We start from the raw sequence: 12796 nt of genomic DNA on the forward strand, positions 1-12796 counted from the left end.
CGAAAGCCGCCCAGTGGCTGCTGGACGGCTCTCTTTCACCAACCCCTAGGAGATTGATATGACCCAGAGTAGCGGTCGCCCCACCACATTCGAAGACCTGGACTCGTACGCGAAGCGTGGCGAGACGGTGGCGTCGTTCCGGATCGACATGTTCGCCGACGATCCGGACCTGCTCCGTTCGTACGCCGACTTCCTGCAGAACGCGCAGAACGCGGGCTTCGATTACGTCGACGGCGAGATTCGGACGCGTGTCACCGAGGAGGTGCAGGCGGAGAAACTGGCTGCGGCGCAGACGGATTGGGACAGTGCGGAGAAGCAGTATCTTGCGTGGGTCGAGACGGGGGTCGCGCCGCAGTATCCGCAGTTCGTGACCGGGTGGGCGAAGCGTGAGGGCCTGCCGGTCCCCGAGGCGGTGTCGGCATGAGCATCGAACCTGGCACGCTGGTCCACTACCACTCGCGAGCATTCAACCTTGTCCCTGATTTCGACTACAGCGAGCGGCACCAGCGAGGCGACAAGCCAGCCGGATTCTGGGTGTCGGTAGCCGGAGAAGACGACTGGCCTTCATGGTGCAGGTCCGAAGAGTTCGCTCTCGAGAGCCTGACGGTTCCTCACGTCGTAACGCTCACGGCTGAGGCCAACGTCCTTCGTATCAATTCGGAGGCCGAACTCGTCGCTTTCGACGCGAAATATCACATCGCCGACAGCTGGTACCTGGAGCGCGGCATAGAAAGTCATTGGTCGATCGACTGGCCACGTCTGTATGGCGAGTACGACGGCATCATCATCGCGCCCTACCAATGGAAACAACGGTACGGAGACCTCAATTGGTACTACGGCTGGGATTGCGCGTCCGGTTGCATCTGGAACCTTGCCGCCATCGCCGCGCTCAATGTAGAGCAGGTGTCGGCATGATCTACCTCGGTTACGCCGTGCAGGCGTGCATGGTCGGTGGGTTCCTGTGGGCCATCTCCCCGGCCCCCAAACCGCTTGAGGCATTCATTGTTGATCGTGGCAAGTTGGTGATGGCGTGATGGCCAACGTCGACCTCCTGTATCGCACGATCGCGCATATCGAAACTCACCCTTACGACCATGATCAGCAGTGGTGGCGTTGCGGCACGGCCCGTTGTTTTGCTGGTTGGGCGTCGTTCTTCGCGGGCGGCCGGTTCGTCTCTTCGGAGGACGACAAGAACCACATCGTTGCGTCGAACGGGGTGAGGAATTTCCGGGCATCGACTGTCCGCACGCCAGATGGTCAGTTGCTGCACGTCGCGGACCACGCCGCCATGATGCTGGGTATCGACGACCGCGACGCCGATGCCTTGTTTTCACCGGACAACACCGTGACGGTTCTCCGTCGGATGGTGAACAACCTGCTGGAGTACGGCAGCACCGATGGCGATCCCACCCCGGTCGAGCAGTGGCGGGCGGTGGCGCACCAGTGATCCGCATGCAGGACGGTTTCACGACCGTCGATACCAGCGTCGAACCTGATGGCCGGATCCGCATGACCATCGCAGTCGACGGCCAGGTCGTAGCCGAACCGACGTTCGCGGCGACGGACTACACGCAGGTCACGTTCGCCGTCAACGGGGCCATCCTCATGCTCGCCGACCGGAAGGCGGCGACGGTATGAGCGGCCTCGTCACGTTCGCCCTCCTCGTCGACGGCAACCCCACCGGTGAAACGTTCGCTGCGGCCGACACCAAACCGACAGCGGACGACAGCGTCACCCGCACCTTCGAGGTGTTCATCGATCACCCCGACTGGGAATGGGACGGCACGGTGGAGCATGCACCCGAGGACGGCCACTGGGTGCTGCTCCGCACTGCGATCGACGCGATGGACGAGGACGGCCGTATCGCCGCCGAGGCTGTCGCTGACCGCATGGACGGTGCTGGGGATCACGCCCGCGACATCGCAGTCGACCGTGCCGAGGGGGTGCCGCTGTGAGGTACACCGACCATGACGCTATCGCCAACGCGGCACTGCAGGTGTGCGAAGACATCCGCGACCAGTGGCCCCTCGAGCTGTACCGGAATCTGGTGGAGCAGTGCATTGCCGAGCCGGAGCGGATGGCGCAGATCATGATGGCGCTCGCCGCGTTCGTCCCGGTGGAGGAATCGATCCTCACGACGATTCGCCGTGTCGAAGCGATCACTGACCGTCGCGTCGAACGCACCAACCTTCGGGTGGTGTCGGCATGAAACGCGGCCGGTACGAATCCGATTCGTGGCGTTCGGAATACGCCTGGTTCAAGTCGTTCGGGTGGCCCGACGAGCGGATCGCGAAAGCCCTCCGGATGCCCGCCGCCACCCTGCAGAAGAAACTCGAACGAGAGAAGGCCGACGCATGAGAATCGGATCATTGTTCTCCGGGTACGGCGGCCTTGATCTCGCTGCCCTGCAACTCTTCCCAGGCTCGTCCGTTGCGTGGCACTGCGAGTGGGAAGCCGCACCGTCGAAGATTCTCGCCCACCACTGGCCGACGGTGCCCAACCACCACGACGTCACCGAACTTGATTGGGACGCCCTCGAATCCGTCGACGTCCTCACCGGCGGCTACCCATGCCAGCCGTTCAGCGCCGCCGGGCGACGCAAAGGAACCGCCGATGAACGCCACCTCTGGCCCTACGTCCTCCACGCAATTCGCCGTCTACGACCACGATTCACACTCCTGGAAAATGTGGCCGGCCATCGGTCTATGGGGTTCGATCGAGTACTCGGAGACTGTGCCGAAGACGGGCTACATGTCCGGTGGACGTCTGTACGAGCTTCCGACGTCGGAGCCTGCCATCGACGAGAACGACTCTTCATCCTCATCACTACTCCCAACGCCGACCGCGACACAGTACGGCTCGAATCAATCACCGAGCCCGGGGGTGCCGGTGCGACCGAGCCTCGATGGGCTCGTGCGGATGTTGCCAACGCCGCGGGCTGCGGACGGGCAGGCGTCGATGACAGCGCCAGCAGCACGAGCGCACACGCAGCAGGGGATGGGCAGTCTGGCGGAAGTGCTCGGAGCGACGTTGCACCCGTAGACCTGCTCCCAACGCCTCGGACTATCAACTCGAAGAGTGGCCGTGCAATGTCAGCTTCTGTTGCCAACGGTCGACGATCGGGTGGTGGACAGTCGTCACCACCCGGACTGGAAGAGATTGCACAGATAAGCGCGGGTCACTGGCCGAGGCACATGCCAGCATTCGAAGACTTGCCTGGGGCGACTCGTCGACTCCTGCCGACGCCGCGCACGACGGACGGCAACGGTGCAGGACTCCATGGTGACGGTGGTGCGGATCTCCGCACCACCGTCACCATGGAGGGGAAGTGGGGCATCTATGCGCCGGCAATCCACAGGCAGGAGCGGCTGTCGCGGCCCGCACCGTCACCGACTGAGCCGAATACCAAGGGTGATCCCCGGCTCGCAGCGCCGTTCCCCGAGTGGATGATGTTCCTTCCCGAGGGGCACGTCACCAACCCGGCGATCAACCTGTCGCGTAACGAGCAGCTCAAGGCGATCGGTAATGGTGTCTGCCCACCGCAGGCCGTTGCCGCGTACTCGTCGCTGCTGCGGATGCGCACCGACCTCTTGACGGCGGTGTCGTGATGGCTCGTACGAATATGGCGCGCAGTAACCGCCGCATCACGGGCTCCATCCTCGACTGCGTCATGTGCGCGCAACCCGCATCGAACACCCCCATCAGCCTCGCCACCGGACTGTGCATGTCCTGCGCTGAAGTCGCGACACGCCGCCAGCAGCAACAGAATCGAGCAAAACAATGACACCGAAATTCCCTCAAGGGACACGCCTCACCCGCGCCGAAACGTTGATCTACTCCCTCGCGGCCGCCACCGTCCTCATCGCCATCCTCACCCTCACCGGCGGTCTGCGATGACATGGACAACGAACCCCCTCGCCGCGTTCGACCTCGAGACAACATCGCCGACACCGACGTCGGCCCGCATCGTCACCGCCTGCTTCATCACCATCGACGGTGCAGAGAAGGACACTCGCAACTGGCTCGTCGACCCCGAAATCGACATCCCCACCGGCGCATCCGACATCCACGGCATCACCACCGAGAAAGCCCGCAACGACGGCCAGGACTACCGCGACGGCTACAAGGAAATCCGCGACGCCATCGAGGCAGCATGGATGCAGGGCCGCATCATCGCCGCCTACAACGCGAGCTTCGATTTCACCCTCATCAACGCCGAGGGCATCCGCCTCGGCTACCCACCCCTCACACCCGGGCCGATCGTCGACGCGTACGTCCTCGACAAGGCCGTCGACAAATTCCGGCCCGGGAAGCGGAACCTCGGTGTCACGTGCCAGCACTACGGTGTGGAGCTCGGCAACGCCCACTCCGCCGACGCCGACGCCCTCGCAGCAGCCCGATTGGCGTGGATCATCGGCCGCGCCAACCCCGGCCTCGCGGAACTGACCGTCGACGAACTCATGGACCGCCAGGCCGTGCTCTACCGCGAGCAGCAGGAAAGCCTGCGGGACTACTTCGAGCGCACCGGGAAAGACGCCTCCGACGTCAACACCCAATGGCCCATCCGAGGTGCAGCATGACCGCGGCACTGCTGGATGCCCCACCATCGAAGAACGGTGTCTACGACGGCATCTCGGATGCGGTCTACCACGGCGACCGCAACAGCCTGTCGTCGTCGGGAGCACGGCGAATCCTTGATGAGTCACCAGCGAAGTTCCGATACGAACAAGACCATCCGTCAGCGCCGAAGAAGATCTTCGACTTCGGACACGCGGCACACGCTCGAGTGCTCGGTGTTGGTGCCGAGCTACGTGCCATCCCTCCGAAACTACTGGCGTCCAACGGGGCCGCATCGACGAAGGACGCGAAGGCATTCATCGCCGAGGCCCGAGCCGCTGGCGCAGTTCCACTGAAGCCAGAGGAATATCAGCAGGTCGTTGATATGGCAACGGCGTTGCTCGAGCACCCCATCGCCCGCAACCTTTTCACCAGCGAAGGGCAAGCAGAACAATCCCTCTACTACGACGACCCCATCACCGGTGTTCGCTTGCGTGCGCGCCCCGACTGGATGACTCGTCCTGCAAGCCGACTGCTGTTGGTGGATTACAAGACGACGGCATCGGCTGAGCCGGAAGCCTTCGCCCGCCACGCCTGCAGCTACGGCTACCACCAGCAGGATCCCTGGTACGTCGACGGCGTGAAAGCTGTTGGTCTCGACGACGACCCAGCGTTCGTGTTTGTCGCACAGGAGAAGACCGCACCGTACCTCGTGTCCGTCACCCAGTTCGACGCCGACTCGGCCGACCTAGGCCGCCGCCGCAACCGCAAAGCCATCGACCTCTACGCCCGATGCGTAGCCAACGACCACTGGCCGTCGTGGGACCGCGACGTCTACCCCATCAGCCTGCCGAAGTGGGCATTCACCCAGGAGGAATACACCGCATGAGCAGCACCGAAGTTGCCGTCGCTAAGTCGGCCGCCATCGCCCCGTCGCCTACACCACTGTCCATCTCGGGTGCACTCGCCGAGCAGGTGCAGCAGATGGGCCATGCCTACACACTCGCGCAGTCGATCTGCAAGACCACCCTCGTACCCGCCCACTTCCGCGGCAAGCCCGAAGACGGAGCCGTCGCCATCATGGCCGGCGCGAAGTGGGGACTCGACGCCATCGCCGCCCTGCAGAACATCTTCATCGTCCACGGAACACCCTCCACGTTCGCCCGGGTGATGAAAGCCGTAGTCCAGGCCAACGGCCACGAAATCTGGACTGAGACTGTCGAACCCGGCCGCGTCGTCGTCTGCGGTAAGCGGAAGGGTAGTGACCGCATCGAGACGTCGGAGTGGACCGAGGCTCGGGCACGGAAGGCCGGCTACTTCTCGAACAAGAAGTACGACACCGAGCTCGAGAACATGCTGTACGCCCGCGCCACCGCCGAGTGCGCGCGCCGTACCGCGCCGGACTGCCTCCTCGGTATGCCGTACTCCCGCGAGGAGATGGAGGACGCGAAACCTGTCCGCGCGACGGCCGAGCGAGTCGACGGAAAGCGGATCTCGGACGACCTCGGTATCACTCGCGAGGAACCAGCCGAGACCGTGGATGTTTCGCACGGGGAGGAAGTCCCGTACGACGAGCCAGCTGCTGAGCCAGCGTCCGAACCTGCTTCTGACGAACCGGCCGGTGAGCTGCTGTCCTCGGCGCAGCTTGGGAAGCTGCAGGCCCTGCTGAAGAAGGAAGGCCTCACCACCTCGGAGGCGCGTCACGAGTGGCTGACATCCAACCTGCGGCGCGACATTACCGACACCAAGCAGGTGAAGAAGAGCGAAGCGAGCGAAATTATCGAGTTCCTCGTTGAAGCGCAGAGCAAAGACCAACGAGGTAACTAGTCATGCCGAAGGGGGTGCAGGTAATGGACCCGGTCGCTCACATGACCTCTCGAATCAACGTCATCCCATCTGGTTGCTGGGAATGGACGGGCTCACGAAACGCACACGGGTACGGAACTCTCAAGCTCTCAGTGCTGGGAGGTCACCGATTGGCACACGTCGCGATGTGGGAACTCACCAATGGGCCTGTGCAAGCTGGGCACGAATTGGACCATTTGTGCCGAAACCCACCCTGCTGCAACCCAGATCATCTCGAACCTGTTACTCACGCAATCAATATGGCGCGGTCCCCTGTCGTGGGCAGGCACCCCCGAACAACATGCCTACGCAGCGGGCACCCCTTGACCGGCGAAAACGTCCGAGTCAATTCGGCAGGCAAACGCTTTTGCGTCACGTGCCGTAGAAACCGGCAGCGCGAAAGACGCGCTGCTGCAAGCCAGTAACCCCCTCCCCTGAGTTTCCGCCCGAGCTCCACCCTCACAGATTGGAACTACAGAACAATGGCCACAGTCAAGAACTTCAACGGCACCCCCGACGGACAGTCGGACACGATGGTGAAGTACAGCTTCTCCGGATCCCCCACCACCCTGTACGAACACGTCCCCGAGCCAGGGGAGCGCCGCACAATGACCATCGTCGTCGAGTGCACCCTGTCGGGCACCGACATCGTGAAGGACGGGGAGCGGGCGATCGCACGGTTCAAGGTCGTCGACGCCGAGCTCGGGAAGCCTGTCGTCAAGCCCGCGTCGGACGATCCGGAGTTGCCGTACGAGTCGGGTGCGAACGCCGCGTATGGCGACTACGGCGTCGGACAACCTGAAGGCGAAGGCCCGGATGATGAGGTGGGGGAGGACGGCTACACCAACGCCGAACGCGCCGCGCAGAACAGCGACACGCCCACCGACACAGGCGAATCGGCGAAGATCGTCCGCCCCTCGTTCTCCGGTGCCAACTGATGGCCGCCAAGCAGCACCGCGTCGCCGTCACCGCCACCGGTGACAACTACGAGTGGACGCGGGTATCGAACAACGGGGCCGTCGTCGGCAAGTCGCACCGCAGCTGGGACACCCCCGGTCTCGCAGTGAAGAACGCGGTCGCCGTCAACAAGCCGCCGTACCTCCTCGTCACCCCGAAGGAGAAACGGCCGGTCACCGAGTGACCATGTCCAACGCCCGTGTCATCGCCTCCGCCGTCGCCCTGTCGGCGGCGGGGGCATGCATGGTCGGCGTCATCGTGTGCAGCGCCTTCACACGAGTCCTCGACCACGCACACGGCTACCCCACCAACACCCCCGAACACCGCCTCACCCTCACACCCACCGACAAGGCACCGAGATGAAGAACTACCTCGCGGGCTTCCTCACCGCGTACGCAGCAGGCGCGGTCGCATGCACCGTCGCAACGTGGAACGCACCCGAAATGGACCGCCACCATGTCACCCTCGAACGCGTCGGCCTCGGCATCGCACTCGCCGCCATCTGGCCCTGGCACGCATACCTCGCCATCAACGAGTGGGACTCATGAAGCAGCCCCGCGTCGTCGCGTACGAGCACGTCGACATGCACCCCGCGCACCTCCGTGCACCCGACGCGACCCTCAACATGTGCTGCATCGGAGCCGCCAACACCGACGGCGACAAATGCACCTGCTGGCAGCCCGTTGTCGAACCGCAAACCGCGCCACCGCAGGAAGGCCCCATGGCCGTCCAGCCGAACCGCTGCGGCGACTGCGCCTACCGACGAAACAGCCCCGAACGGCAAGCCATCGGCGGCGACACCATGCCTTACATCCCCGAGAACCGATTCCTCTGCCACGACGGCATGGCCAAGGTGACGTCCTACCGCCACGACGAAGGGTACGAAACCCGCGCCCTCACCGGAGCCCACACCGACTACCGGCCCCCCACCAACGGCTGGGCGTGCTGGCAGAAAGACGGCACCCCCGCCATCGTCTGCGCCGGCTGGGCCGCTGACAACCGCGCCTACGAAGCAGCACTCAACGCACAGGCAGAATCCATTACCCCCGCCGACACGAGCGGTAAGGTAGACGAAGAAGCCCCCGCGCTGCTGGACACAGCCGGGGGCATGACCCACCCGCTGAACAGGAACGGTGAGTAATGACGATTCTAGCCGCGCCCACTGACAATGTCAGTAAGAGCGATACAGTCCATTCTGCCTGGCCGGTGAACTGCCGGTGACAATCCACTACCAAGACGACACCGTCACCCTCCACCACGGCGACTGCCTCGACATCCTCCGCACCCTGCCCGACAGCTCCGTCGACTCCGTCGTCACCGACCCGCCCTACGGCATCGCCTTCATGGGCAAACAATGGGACCAACCCGGCGAATTCGGGTCCACCCGCTCAGCCGGAACACCAGGCATCCACCGTCGCGGCCGCGAACGAACCGACGACCAAATCGGAGACACCGGCGCGATGGACGCCGGCCGCTACGACCTGTCTCCGAGCGCGATGCGCAACTTTCAAAACTGGTGCGAGGCATGGGCAACCGAATGCCTCCGCGTACTCAAGCCCGGCGGGTACATCGTCTCGTTCGGCGGCTCACGCACCTGGCACCGGCTCGCCTCGGCCGTCGAAGACTCCGGCTTCGAGATACGCGACTCCATCGCATGGCTATACGGATCCGGATTCCCCAAGTCGCTCGACGTCGGCAAAGCAATGGACCGCGCCGCCGGAGTGGAACGAGAAGTGCTCGCCGAAGGGCCACCAGTCAAGCGCATGATCCCAGGCGCAGATCAGAACAAGACAGGGTCGTGGATCAAGGACAACGGCCGCGAGTTCATACCCTCAGTCACAGCCCCTTCCACCGCGGCAGCGCAGCAATGGGACGGGTGGGGTACCGCCCTCAAGCCGTCATTCGAGCCGATCGTTGTTGGCCGTAAACCACTCGCAGGAACAGTGGCCGCCAACGTCACCGCCTACGGAACCGGGGCACTGAACATCAACGCCTGCCGAGTCGCGACCACAGACACACTCAAAGGATCCGGCGGGCCGCCACTGAAACACGGCGGCATGAACGCCCGCCCATTCCACGCCACCGCAGTACCCCGCGGCGTCACGCAGCACGAAGCAGGACGTTGGCCCACCAACGTCCTGCTCGACGACACCCAAGCGTCAGAGCTGGATCATCAGAGCGGTGTTCGCGTGGCAGGCGGAAGCGTCCGTGGCGACGAACAGTCCGCCACCGGAGACAACGGCATCTACGGCCACTACGACCGCGCCGCATGGTCCGGCTACGGCGACACCGGTGGCGCATCACGGTTCTTCCCCACCTTCCGCTACGAAGCCAAAGCCCCATCGAGCGAGCGCCCATCCGTCGACGGTGTCCAACACCCAACAGTGAAACCACTCGACCTCATGCGCTGGCTCGTCCGCCTCGTCACACCACCCAACGGCACCGTCCTCGAACCCTTCGCAGGATCCGGCACCACTGCTGAAGCGTGCATCCACGAACACATGCGATGCATCGCGATCGAACGAGAGGCCGACTACTTGCCCCTCATCGTCAAGCGCATCACTAAGCCGATCGAGGTCGGATTCAACTTCGAGGAGGTGCAGTAGATGGCCGTCAGTAAGCGCCTCCGCTACGAGATCCTCCAACGCGACGGATACACCTGCCGATACTGCGGAGCGAAGGCAGACAACGAAACTCGCCTCGTCGTCGACCACGTCCTACCCAAAGCCCTCGGCGGCAAAGACGAACCCGACAACCTCATCACCGCATGCGAACCGTGCAACGTCGGGAAGTCCTCCACCACCCCCGGCCTCGACCTCGTCGCAGACGTAGCCGAACGACACGGCCTCCACCAATCAGCACTCCATCTCTGGGGCCAAGTCAACGACCGCGCCACCGCAGAATTCAATCTCGCACTCCCCGAATGCCACTGCATCGACTACTGCGGCGACCCCCTCTGCCGCCTCGTATTCGCCGCCTACATGAGCGGATTTCTCGACAAAACCGCCCTTGTAAACGCCGATTTGATACCCAAAATGCCATCGGAGGTGACCGATGGGACTCCCCTGGGTGCGTCTTGACACCAACATCGCAACGCACGACAAAATCCTCACCCTGCTCGATTCAGGAGCCAAAGGGAAGCAAGCCGGATTCGTCTACGCCATGTCCATCGCCCACTCCGCAGGACACGGCACCGACGGCGTCATCAAACGCTCCGCCCTCCCCTTCATCCACGGCACCGCAGCCGACGCGAAACTCCTGGTCATGGCCGAACTGTGGGAGTGCATCGAAGGCGGTTACCGCATCAAGAACTGGGGCAACCGCAACGTCGTCGGAGCCGCCCAACAAGCACTCTCAGAGATCCGATCCGAAGCGGGAAAGAAGGGGGCCGAAGCACGATGGAACGACTGATTTGCCATATGGCAAAACCGATAGCAAACCGATGGCAAAACACCCATTTGCCATTTCGATTTGACAATGGCTTTAACGTACGGACGAACGGACGGACGAACGTAGATACCAACACCGGAAAAAGATCTTCGTCCAACGTAAGAAACGCGCACGAACACGAGACCAAATTTCTCGCAAGGGTGAGCAAATGACCCCGATGCGTAACCCGTCGTTCGATCAGATGCAGACCCGGCAACTCGCGTTGACCGTCGCGTGCCGGTACTGCCACGCCCCCGCCGGTGAACCCTGCACCGTCCCCGGCCGCACCCCAGCAGAACCCCGCCGGCCACTCGAAAACTTCCCCGCCCACCACTGCCGCACCAACCACGCCACCCGCCTACGCCGCCTCCAACAAGCCGACCAACAACGAAACGAGACACCATGACCGTCGTCGGACTCGACCCCAGCCTCGTCAGCTTCGGCGTCACCACCCTCCGCCCCGGCCACGACCCCATCACCCACCTCGCCACCAGCCGCGGCACCCGCACCGACACCTGGCAAGACCGCCAAACCCGCATCACCCAACACCGCAACAACGTCATGAAACTCATCCCCCGCGACACCCAACTCGCCTGCATCGAAGGCCCCGCATACTCACGCGGCGCAGACCCCGGCGCATGGGACCGAGCGCACCTCTGGTGGCTCATCATCGACGCCCTCACCGCCCTCCAAATCCCGTACGCCGTGGTGCCCAGCACGACGCTGAAGAAGCACATCTGCGACCGCGGCAACGCGAAGAAAGCCGAAGTCGTCGCCGCCGTCGCCCGCATGTGGCCACAGCTGCAACTCCCCACCGACGACGCAGCAGACGCCGCCGCCCTCGCCACCATCGCCGCCCAACACTGCGGCTACCCCCTGCCGTTCCTGATCCTCGAACGACACAAGCTCGCACTCGCCAAAATCGCATGGCCACAGCTCGCACCAGACGGCGATACACTCGTATCCGTACCTGCACACACGAGCCACCAAAATCGGATGACGGAGGCGACACCATGACCGACCGGGCCCTCGACCTCGACGCCATCCAAGCCCGCATCAACGGCGCAAGCCCCCTGCCGTGGACGTACCGGGACGTGATCGACGGACTGCACAACGTCACCCGAGGTGGCTGGGACGTCGCATCCTGTGGCGCGGGGGACTTGGATCCCGACGACGGTGACCGCGACGCTCAAGCAGCCCGCAACGCCGAGTTCGTTGCCCACTCGCGTAGCGACATGGAACTCATGGCCGCCCGTATCCGCGAGCTTGAGGCACAGGCGTCTGTCCCGCCCGCCATCACCGGATCGGTTGGCTTCGACGTCAACACTCCGCCGTATGTCGACCTGACACTCGCCAACGGTGCGCGGGTCCGGGGCTTCGTCGATGACGGCCTCGGCAAGCACATGTCGTGGTCCAACCCGCTCGTCGAGCAGGGCGGTCGGTGATGGCCAACACGACCAGCCGTGGACGGTTGAACGACCGCGAGAAGGCCCTCGAGGCGCTACGCCTACGACGGGACACTGACTCGGAGTGGGAGACCATCGCGACGCAGCTCGGGTATTCGTCGAAGCAGGCCGCTCAGCGTGCCGTCGCCCGGGTCGCGAATCGGATCGAGACGAAGGACGTCGAGTCGTACCGGGCGAAGATCAACGAACGGTTGGACTGGTTGTGGGATCAGGTGGAGGACCGGATCGTCAACGGTGACCGCAACAGCATGGGGTTCGCGCAGACGGTGAACGCGGCGAAAGCCATTTTGGATCGTCAGGCGAAGCTGCATGGGGTGGATGCGGCGATCAAGGTGGAGGTCACCGAGGTCACGCGTTCTGCGATTGATGCGGAGATCGAGGAGTTGGCGGGGAAGATCAAGTCCCGCGCCGCCGGTCAGCCTGTTCCGTCGGAGCCCGCCGCCGTCGACCTCACCAAGCACGGAGTGGACGCGTAATGCCGGGGTACAGGCCGCGTAAGACTGAGCAGGTCCGCTGCGGGCGATGCGACGGATGGGGGATCT

The 12796-nt window shown here is 63.8% G+C and carries 25 protein-coding genes and 1 pseudogene; all 26 read left to right on the forward strand.

What is annotated here, in order from left to right:
* Positions 1 to 58: 58 nt before the first annotated feature.
* On the forward strand, positions 59 to 424 hold the full coding sequence (locus CH276_RS22540; RefSeq protein ID WP_094629635.1) for a DUF7432 family protein: 366 nt from the start codon (positions 59 to 61) through the stop codon (positions 422 to 424).
* A complete protein-coding gene (locus CH276_RS22545) occupies positions 421 to 915 on the forward strand; it encodes a hypothetical protein (RefSeq protein WP_094629636.1) in 495 nt (164 codons plus the stop codon). Before CH276_RS22540 ends, CH276_RS22545 begins: the two co-directional genes overlap by 4 nt.
* Positions 912 to 1034 carry a hypothetical protein gene (locus CH276_RS29075; protein ID WP_254924025.1) on the forward strand — a complete coding sequence of 41 codons (123 nt, stop codon included), beginning with the start codon at positions 912 to 914 and terminating at the stop codon, positions 1032 to 1034. The genes CH276_RS22545 and CH276_RS29075 overlap by 4 nt, the downstream gene beginning before the upstream one ends.
* Positions 1034 to 1447 carry a hypothetical protein gene (locus tag CH276_RS22550; RefSeq protein WP_094629637.1) on the forward strand — a complete coding sequence of 138 codons (414 nt, stop codon included), beginning with the start codon at positions 1034 to 1036 and terminating at the stop codon, positions 1445 to 1447. Before CH276_RS29075 ends, CH276_RS22550 begins: the two co-directional genes overlap by 1 nt.
* A 62-nt stretch (positions 1448 to 1509) precedes the next feature.
* Entirely contained in the window at positions 1510 to 1638 is a 129-nt protein-coding gene (locus CH276_RS29080; protein WP_254924026.1) for a hypothetical protein, read from the forward strand.
* Positions 1635 to 1955, forward strand: a complete 321-nt coding sequence (locus tag CH276_RS22560) for a hypothetical protein (protein WP_094629639.1) — start codon at positions 1635 to 1637, stop codon at positions 1953 to 1955. Before CH276_RS29080 ends, CH276_RS22560 begins: the two co-directional genes overlap by 4 nt.
* A complete protein-coding gene (locus CH276_RS22565) occupies positions 1952 to 2209 on the forward strand; it encodes a hypothetical protein (RefSeq protein ID WP_094629640.1) in 258 nt (85 codons plus the stop codon). The genes CH276_RS22560 and CH276_RS22565 overlap by 4 nt, the downstream gene beginning before the upstream one ends.
* On the forward strand, positions 2206 to 2358 hold the full coding sequence (locus tag CH276_RS28580; RefSeq protein WP_176459379.1) for a hypothetical protein: 153 nt from the start codon (positions 2206 to 2208) through the stop codon (positions 2356 to 2358). Before CH276_RS22565 ends, CH276_RS28580 begins: the two co-directional genes overlap by 4 nt.
* Positions 2355 to 2768, forward strand: a pseudogene (locus CH276_RS29085) (DNA cytosine methyltransferase); the annotation flags it as partial. The gene CH276_RS28580 and the pseudogene CH276_RS29085, both read left to right, overlap by 4 nt.
* Positions 2769 to 3194: 426 nt before the next feature.
* A complete protein-coding gene (locus CH276_RS29090) occupies positions 3195 to 3608 on the forward strand; it encodes a hypothetical protein (RefSeq protein WP_254924030.1) in 414 nt (137 codons plus the stop codon).
* Between the two features lie 285 nt (positions 3609 to 3893).
* The gene (locus CH276_RS22575; RefSeq protein WP_094629642.1) at positions 3894 to 4580 is read left to right on the forward strand and encodes a 3'-5' exonuclease; all 687 of its coding nucleotides are present in this window, start codon (positions 3894 to 3896) and stop codon (positions 4578 to 4580) included.
* Positions 4577 to 5446 (forward strand): PD-(D/E)XK nuclease-like domain-containing protein, encoded by an 870-nt coding sequence (locus tag CH276_RS22580; protein ID WP_094629643.1) that lies wholly within the window; start codon positions 4577 to 4579, stop codon positions 5444 to 5446. Before CH276_RS22575 ends, CH276_RS22580 begins: the two co-directional genes overlap by 4 nt.
* Positions 5443 to 6384: a hypothetical protein gene (locus CH276_RS22585; RefSeq protein WP_094629644.1), complete on the forward strand. Its 942-nt coding sequence runs from the start codon at positions 5443 to 5445 to the stop codon at positions 6382 to 6384. Before CH276_RS22580 ends, CH276_RS22585 begins: the two co-directional genes overlap by 4 nt.
* A gap of 41 nt (positions 6385 to 6425) precedes the next feature.
* Entirely contained in the window at positions 6426 to 6827 is a 402-nt protein-coding gene (locus CH276_RS29325; protein ID WP_369597438.1) for an HNH endonuclease signature motif containing protein, read from the forward strand.
* 57 nt (positions 6828 to 6884) lie between these two features.
* Entirely contained in the window at positions 6885 to 7340 is a 456-nt protein-coding gene (locus CH276_RS22595; protein WP_094629646.1) for a DUF7171 family protein, read from the forward strand.
* Positions 7340 to 7543: a hypothetical protein gene (locus CH276_RS22600; protein ID WP_094629647.1), complete on the forward strand. Its 204-nt coding sequence runs from the start codon at positions 7340 to 7342 to the stop codon at positions 7541 to 7543. Before CH276_RS22595 ends, CH276_RS22600 begins: the two co-directional genes overlap by 1 nt.
* Positions 7544 to 7545: 2 nt before the next feature.
* Positions 7546 to 7722 (forward strand): hypothetical protein, encoded by a 177-nt coding sequence (locus tag CH276_RS28585; protein WP_176459380.1) that lies wholly within the window; start codon positions 7546 to 7548, stop codon positions 7720 to 7722.
* Entirely contained in the window at positions 7719 to 7907 is a 189-nt protein-coding gene (locus CH276_RS22605) for a hypothetical protein (protein WP_094629648.1), read from the forward strand. The genes CH276_RS28585 and CH276_RS22605 overlap by 4 nt, the downstream gene beginning before the upstream one ends.
* Positions 7904 to 8500, forward strand: coding sequence for a hypothetical protein (locus CH276_RS22610; protein WP_094629649.1), 597 nt, complete (start codon positions 7904 to 7906; stop codon positions 8498 to 8500). Before CH276_RS22605 ends, CH276_RS22610 begins: the two co-directional genes overlap by 4 nt.
* A gap of 76 nt (positions 8501 to 8576) precedes the next feature.
* Complete coding sequence (locus CH276_RS22615) at positions 8577 to 9965, forward strand: DNA-methyltransferase (protein WP_094629650.1); 1389 nt, start codon at positions 8577 to 8579, stop codon at positions 9963 to 9965.
* Positions 9966 to 10439: an HNH endonuclease gene (locus CH276_RS22620; protein WP_094629651.1), complete on the forward strand. Its 474-nt coding sequence runs from the start codon at positions 9966 to 9968 to the stop codon at positions 10437 to 10439.
* Positions 10429 to 10770: a hypothetical protein gene (locus CH276_RS22625; protein WP_254924027.1), complete on the forward strand. Its 342-nt coding sequence runs from the start codon at positions 10429 to 10431 to the stop codon at positions 10768 to 10770. The genes CH276_RS22620 and CH276_RS22625 overlap by 11 nt, the downstream gene beginning before the upstream one ends.
* Positions 10771 to 10957: 187 nt before the next feature.
* A complete protein-coding gene (locus tag CH276_RS28270) occupies positions 10958 to 11194 on the forward strand; it encodes a zinc finger domain-containing protein (RefSeq protein ID WP_141214768.1) in 237 nt (78 codons plus the stop codon).
* Positions 11191 to 11805 (forward strand): hypothetical protein, encoded by a 615-nt coding sequence (locus CH276_RS22630; RefSeq protein WP_094629653.1) that lies wholly within the window; start codon positions 11191 to 11193, stop codon positions 11803 to 11805. Before CH276_RS28270 ends, CH276_RS22630 begins: the two co-directional genes overlap by 4 nt.
* Positions 11802 to 12233 carry a hypothetical protein gene (locus CH276_RS22635; RefSeq protein ID WP_094629654.1) on the forward strand — a complete coding sequence of 144 codons (432 nt, stop codon included), beginning with the start codon at positions 11802 to 11804 and terminating at the stop codon, positions 12231 to 12233. Before CH276_RS22630 ends, CH276_RS22635 begins: the two co-directional genes overlap by 4 nt.
* A complete protein-coding gene (locus CH276_RS22640) occupies positions 12233 to 12730 on the forward strand; it encodes a hypothetical protein (protein WP_094629655.1) in 498 nt (165 codons plus the stop codon). The genes CH276_RS22635 and CH276_RS22640 overlap by 1 nt, the downstream gene beginning before the upstream one ends.
* Positions 12731 to 12796: the final 66 nt, after the last annotated feature.

Source organism: Rhodococcus sp. 06-470-2, assembly GCF_002258235.1.
Lineage (GTDB): Bacteria > Actinomycetota > Actinomycetes > Mycobacteriales > Mycobacteriaceae > Rhodococcoides.

Coding starts and splice junctions, on each gene's coding strand:
- CH276_RS22540 (WP_094629635.1), top strand. CDS start 59: ATGACCCAGAGTAGCGGTCGCCCCACCACATTCGAAGACCTGGACTCG.
- CH276_RS22545 (WP_094629636.1), top strand. CDS start 421: ATGAGCATCGAACCTGGCACGCTGGTCCACTACCACTCGCGAGCATTC.
- CH276_RS29075 (WP_254924025.1), top strand. CDS start 912: ATGATCTACCTCGGTTACGCCGTGCAGGCGTGCATGGTCGGTGGGTTC.
- CH276_RS22550 (WP_094629637.1), top strand. CDS start 1,034: ATGGCCAACGTCGACCTCCTGTATCGCACGATCGCGCATATCGAAACT.
- CH276_RS29080 (WP_254924026.1), top strand. CDS start 1,510: ATGACCATCGCAGTCGACGGCCAGGTCGTAGCCGAACCGACGTTCGCG.
- CH276_RS22560 (WP_094629639.1), top strand. CDS start 1,635: ATGAGCGGCCTCGTCACGTTCGCCCTCCTCGTCGACGGCAACCCCACC.
- CH276_RS28580 (WP_176459379.1), top strand. CDS start 2,206: ATGAAACGCGGCCGGTACGAATCCGATTCGTGGCGTTCGGAATACGCC.
- CH276_RS29090 (WP_254924030.1), top strand. CDS start 3,195: ATGCCAGCATTCGAAGACTTGCCTGGGGCGACTCGTCGACTCCTGCCG.
- CH276_RS22575 (WP_094629642.1), top strand. CDS start 3,894: ATGACATGGACAACGAACCCCCTCGCCGCGTTCGACCTCGAGACAACA.
- CH276_RS22580 (WP_094629643.1), top strand. CDS start 4,577: ATGACCGCGGCACTGCTGGATGCCCCACCATCGAAGAACGGTGTCTAC.
- CH276_RS22585 (WP_094629644.1), top strand. CDS start 5,443: ATGAGCAGCACCGAAGTTGCCGTCGCTAAGTCGGCCGCCATCGCCCCG.
- CH276_RS29325 (WP_369597438.1), top strand. CDS start 6,426: ATGACCTCTCGAATCAACGTCATCCCATCTGGTTGCTGGGAATGGACG.
- CH276_RS22595 (WP_094629646.1), top strand. CDS start 6,885: ATGGCCACAGTCAAGAACTTCAACGGCACCCCCGACGGACAGTCGGAC.
- CH276_RS22600 (WP_094629647.1), top strand. CDS start 7,340: ATGGCCGCCAAGCAGCACCGCGTCGCCGTCACCGCCACCGGTGACAAC.
- CH276_RS28585 (WP_176459380.1), top strand. CDS start 7,546: ATGTCCAACGCCCGTGTCATCGCCTCCGCCGTCGCCCTGTCGGCGGCG.
- CH276_RS22605 (WP_094629648.1), top strand. CDS start 7,719: ATGAAGAACTACCTCGCGGGCTTCCTCACCGCGTACGCAGCAGGCGCG.
- CH276_RS22610 (WP_094629649.1), top strand. CDS start 7,904: ATGAAGCAGCCCCGCGTCGTCGCGTACGAGCACGTCGACATGCACCCC.
- CH276_RS22620 (WP_094629651.1), top strand. CDS start 9,966: ATGGCCGTCAGTAAGCGCCTCCGCTACGAGATCCTCCAACGCGACGGA.
- CH276_RS28270 (WP_141214768.1), top strand. CDS start 10,958: ATGACCCCGATGCGTAACCCGTCGTTCGATCAGATGCAGACCCGGCAA.
- CH276_RS22630 (WP_094629653.1), top strand. CDS start 11,191: ATGACCGTCGTCGGACTCGACCCCAGCCTCGTCAGCTTCGGCGTCACC.
- CH276_RS22635 (WP_094629654.1), top strand. CDS start 11,802: ATGACCGACCGGGCCCTCGACCTCGACGCCATCCAAGCCCGCATCAAC.
- CH276_RS22640 (WP_094629655.1), top strand. CDS start 12,233: ATGGCCAACACGACCAGCCGTGGACGGTTGAACGACCGCGAGAAGGCC.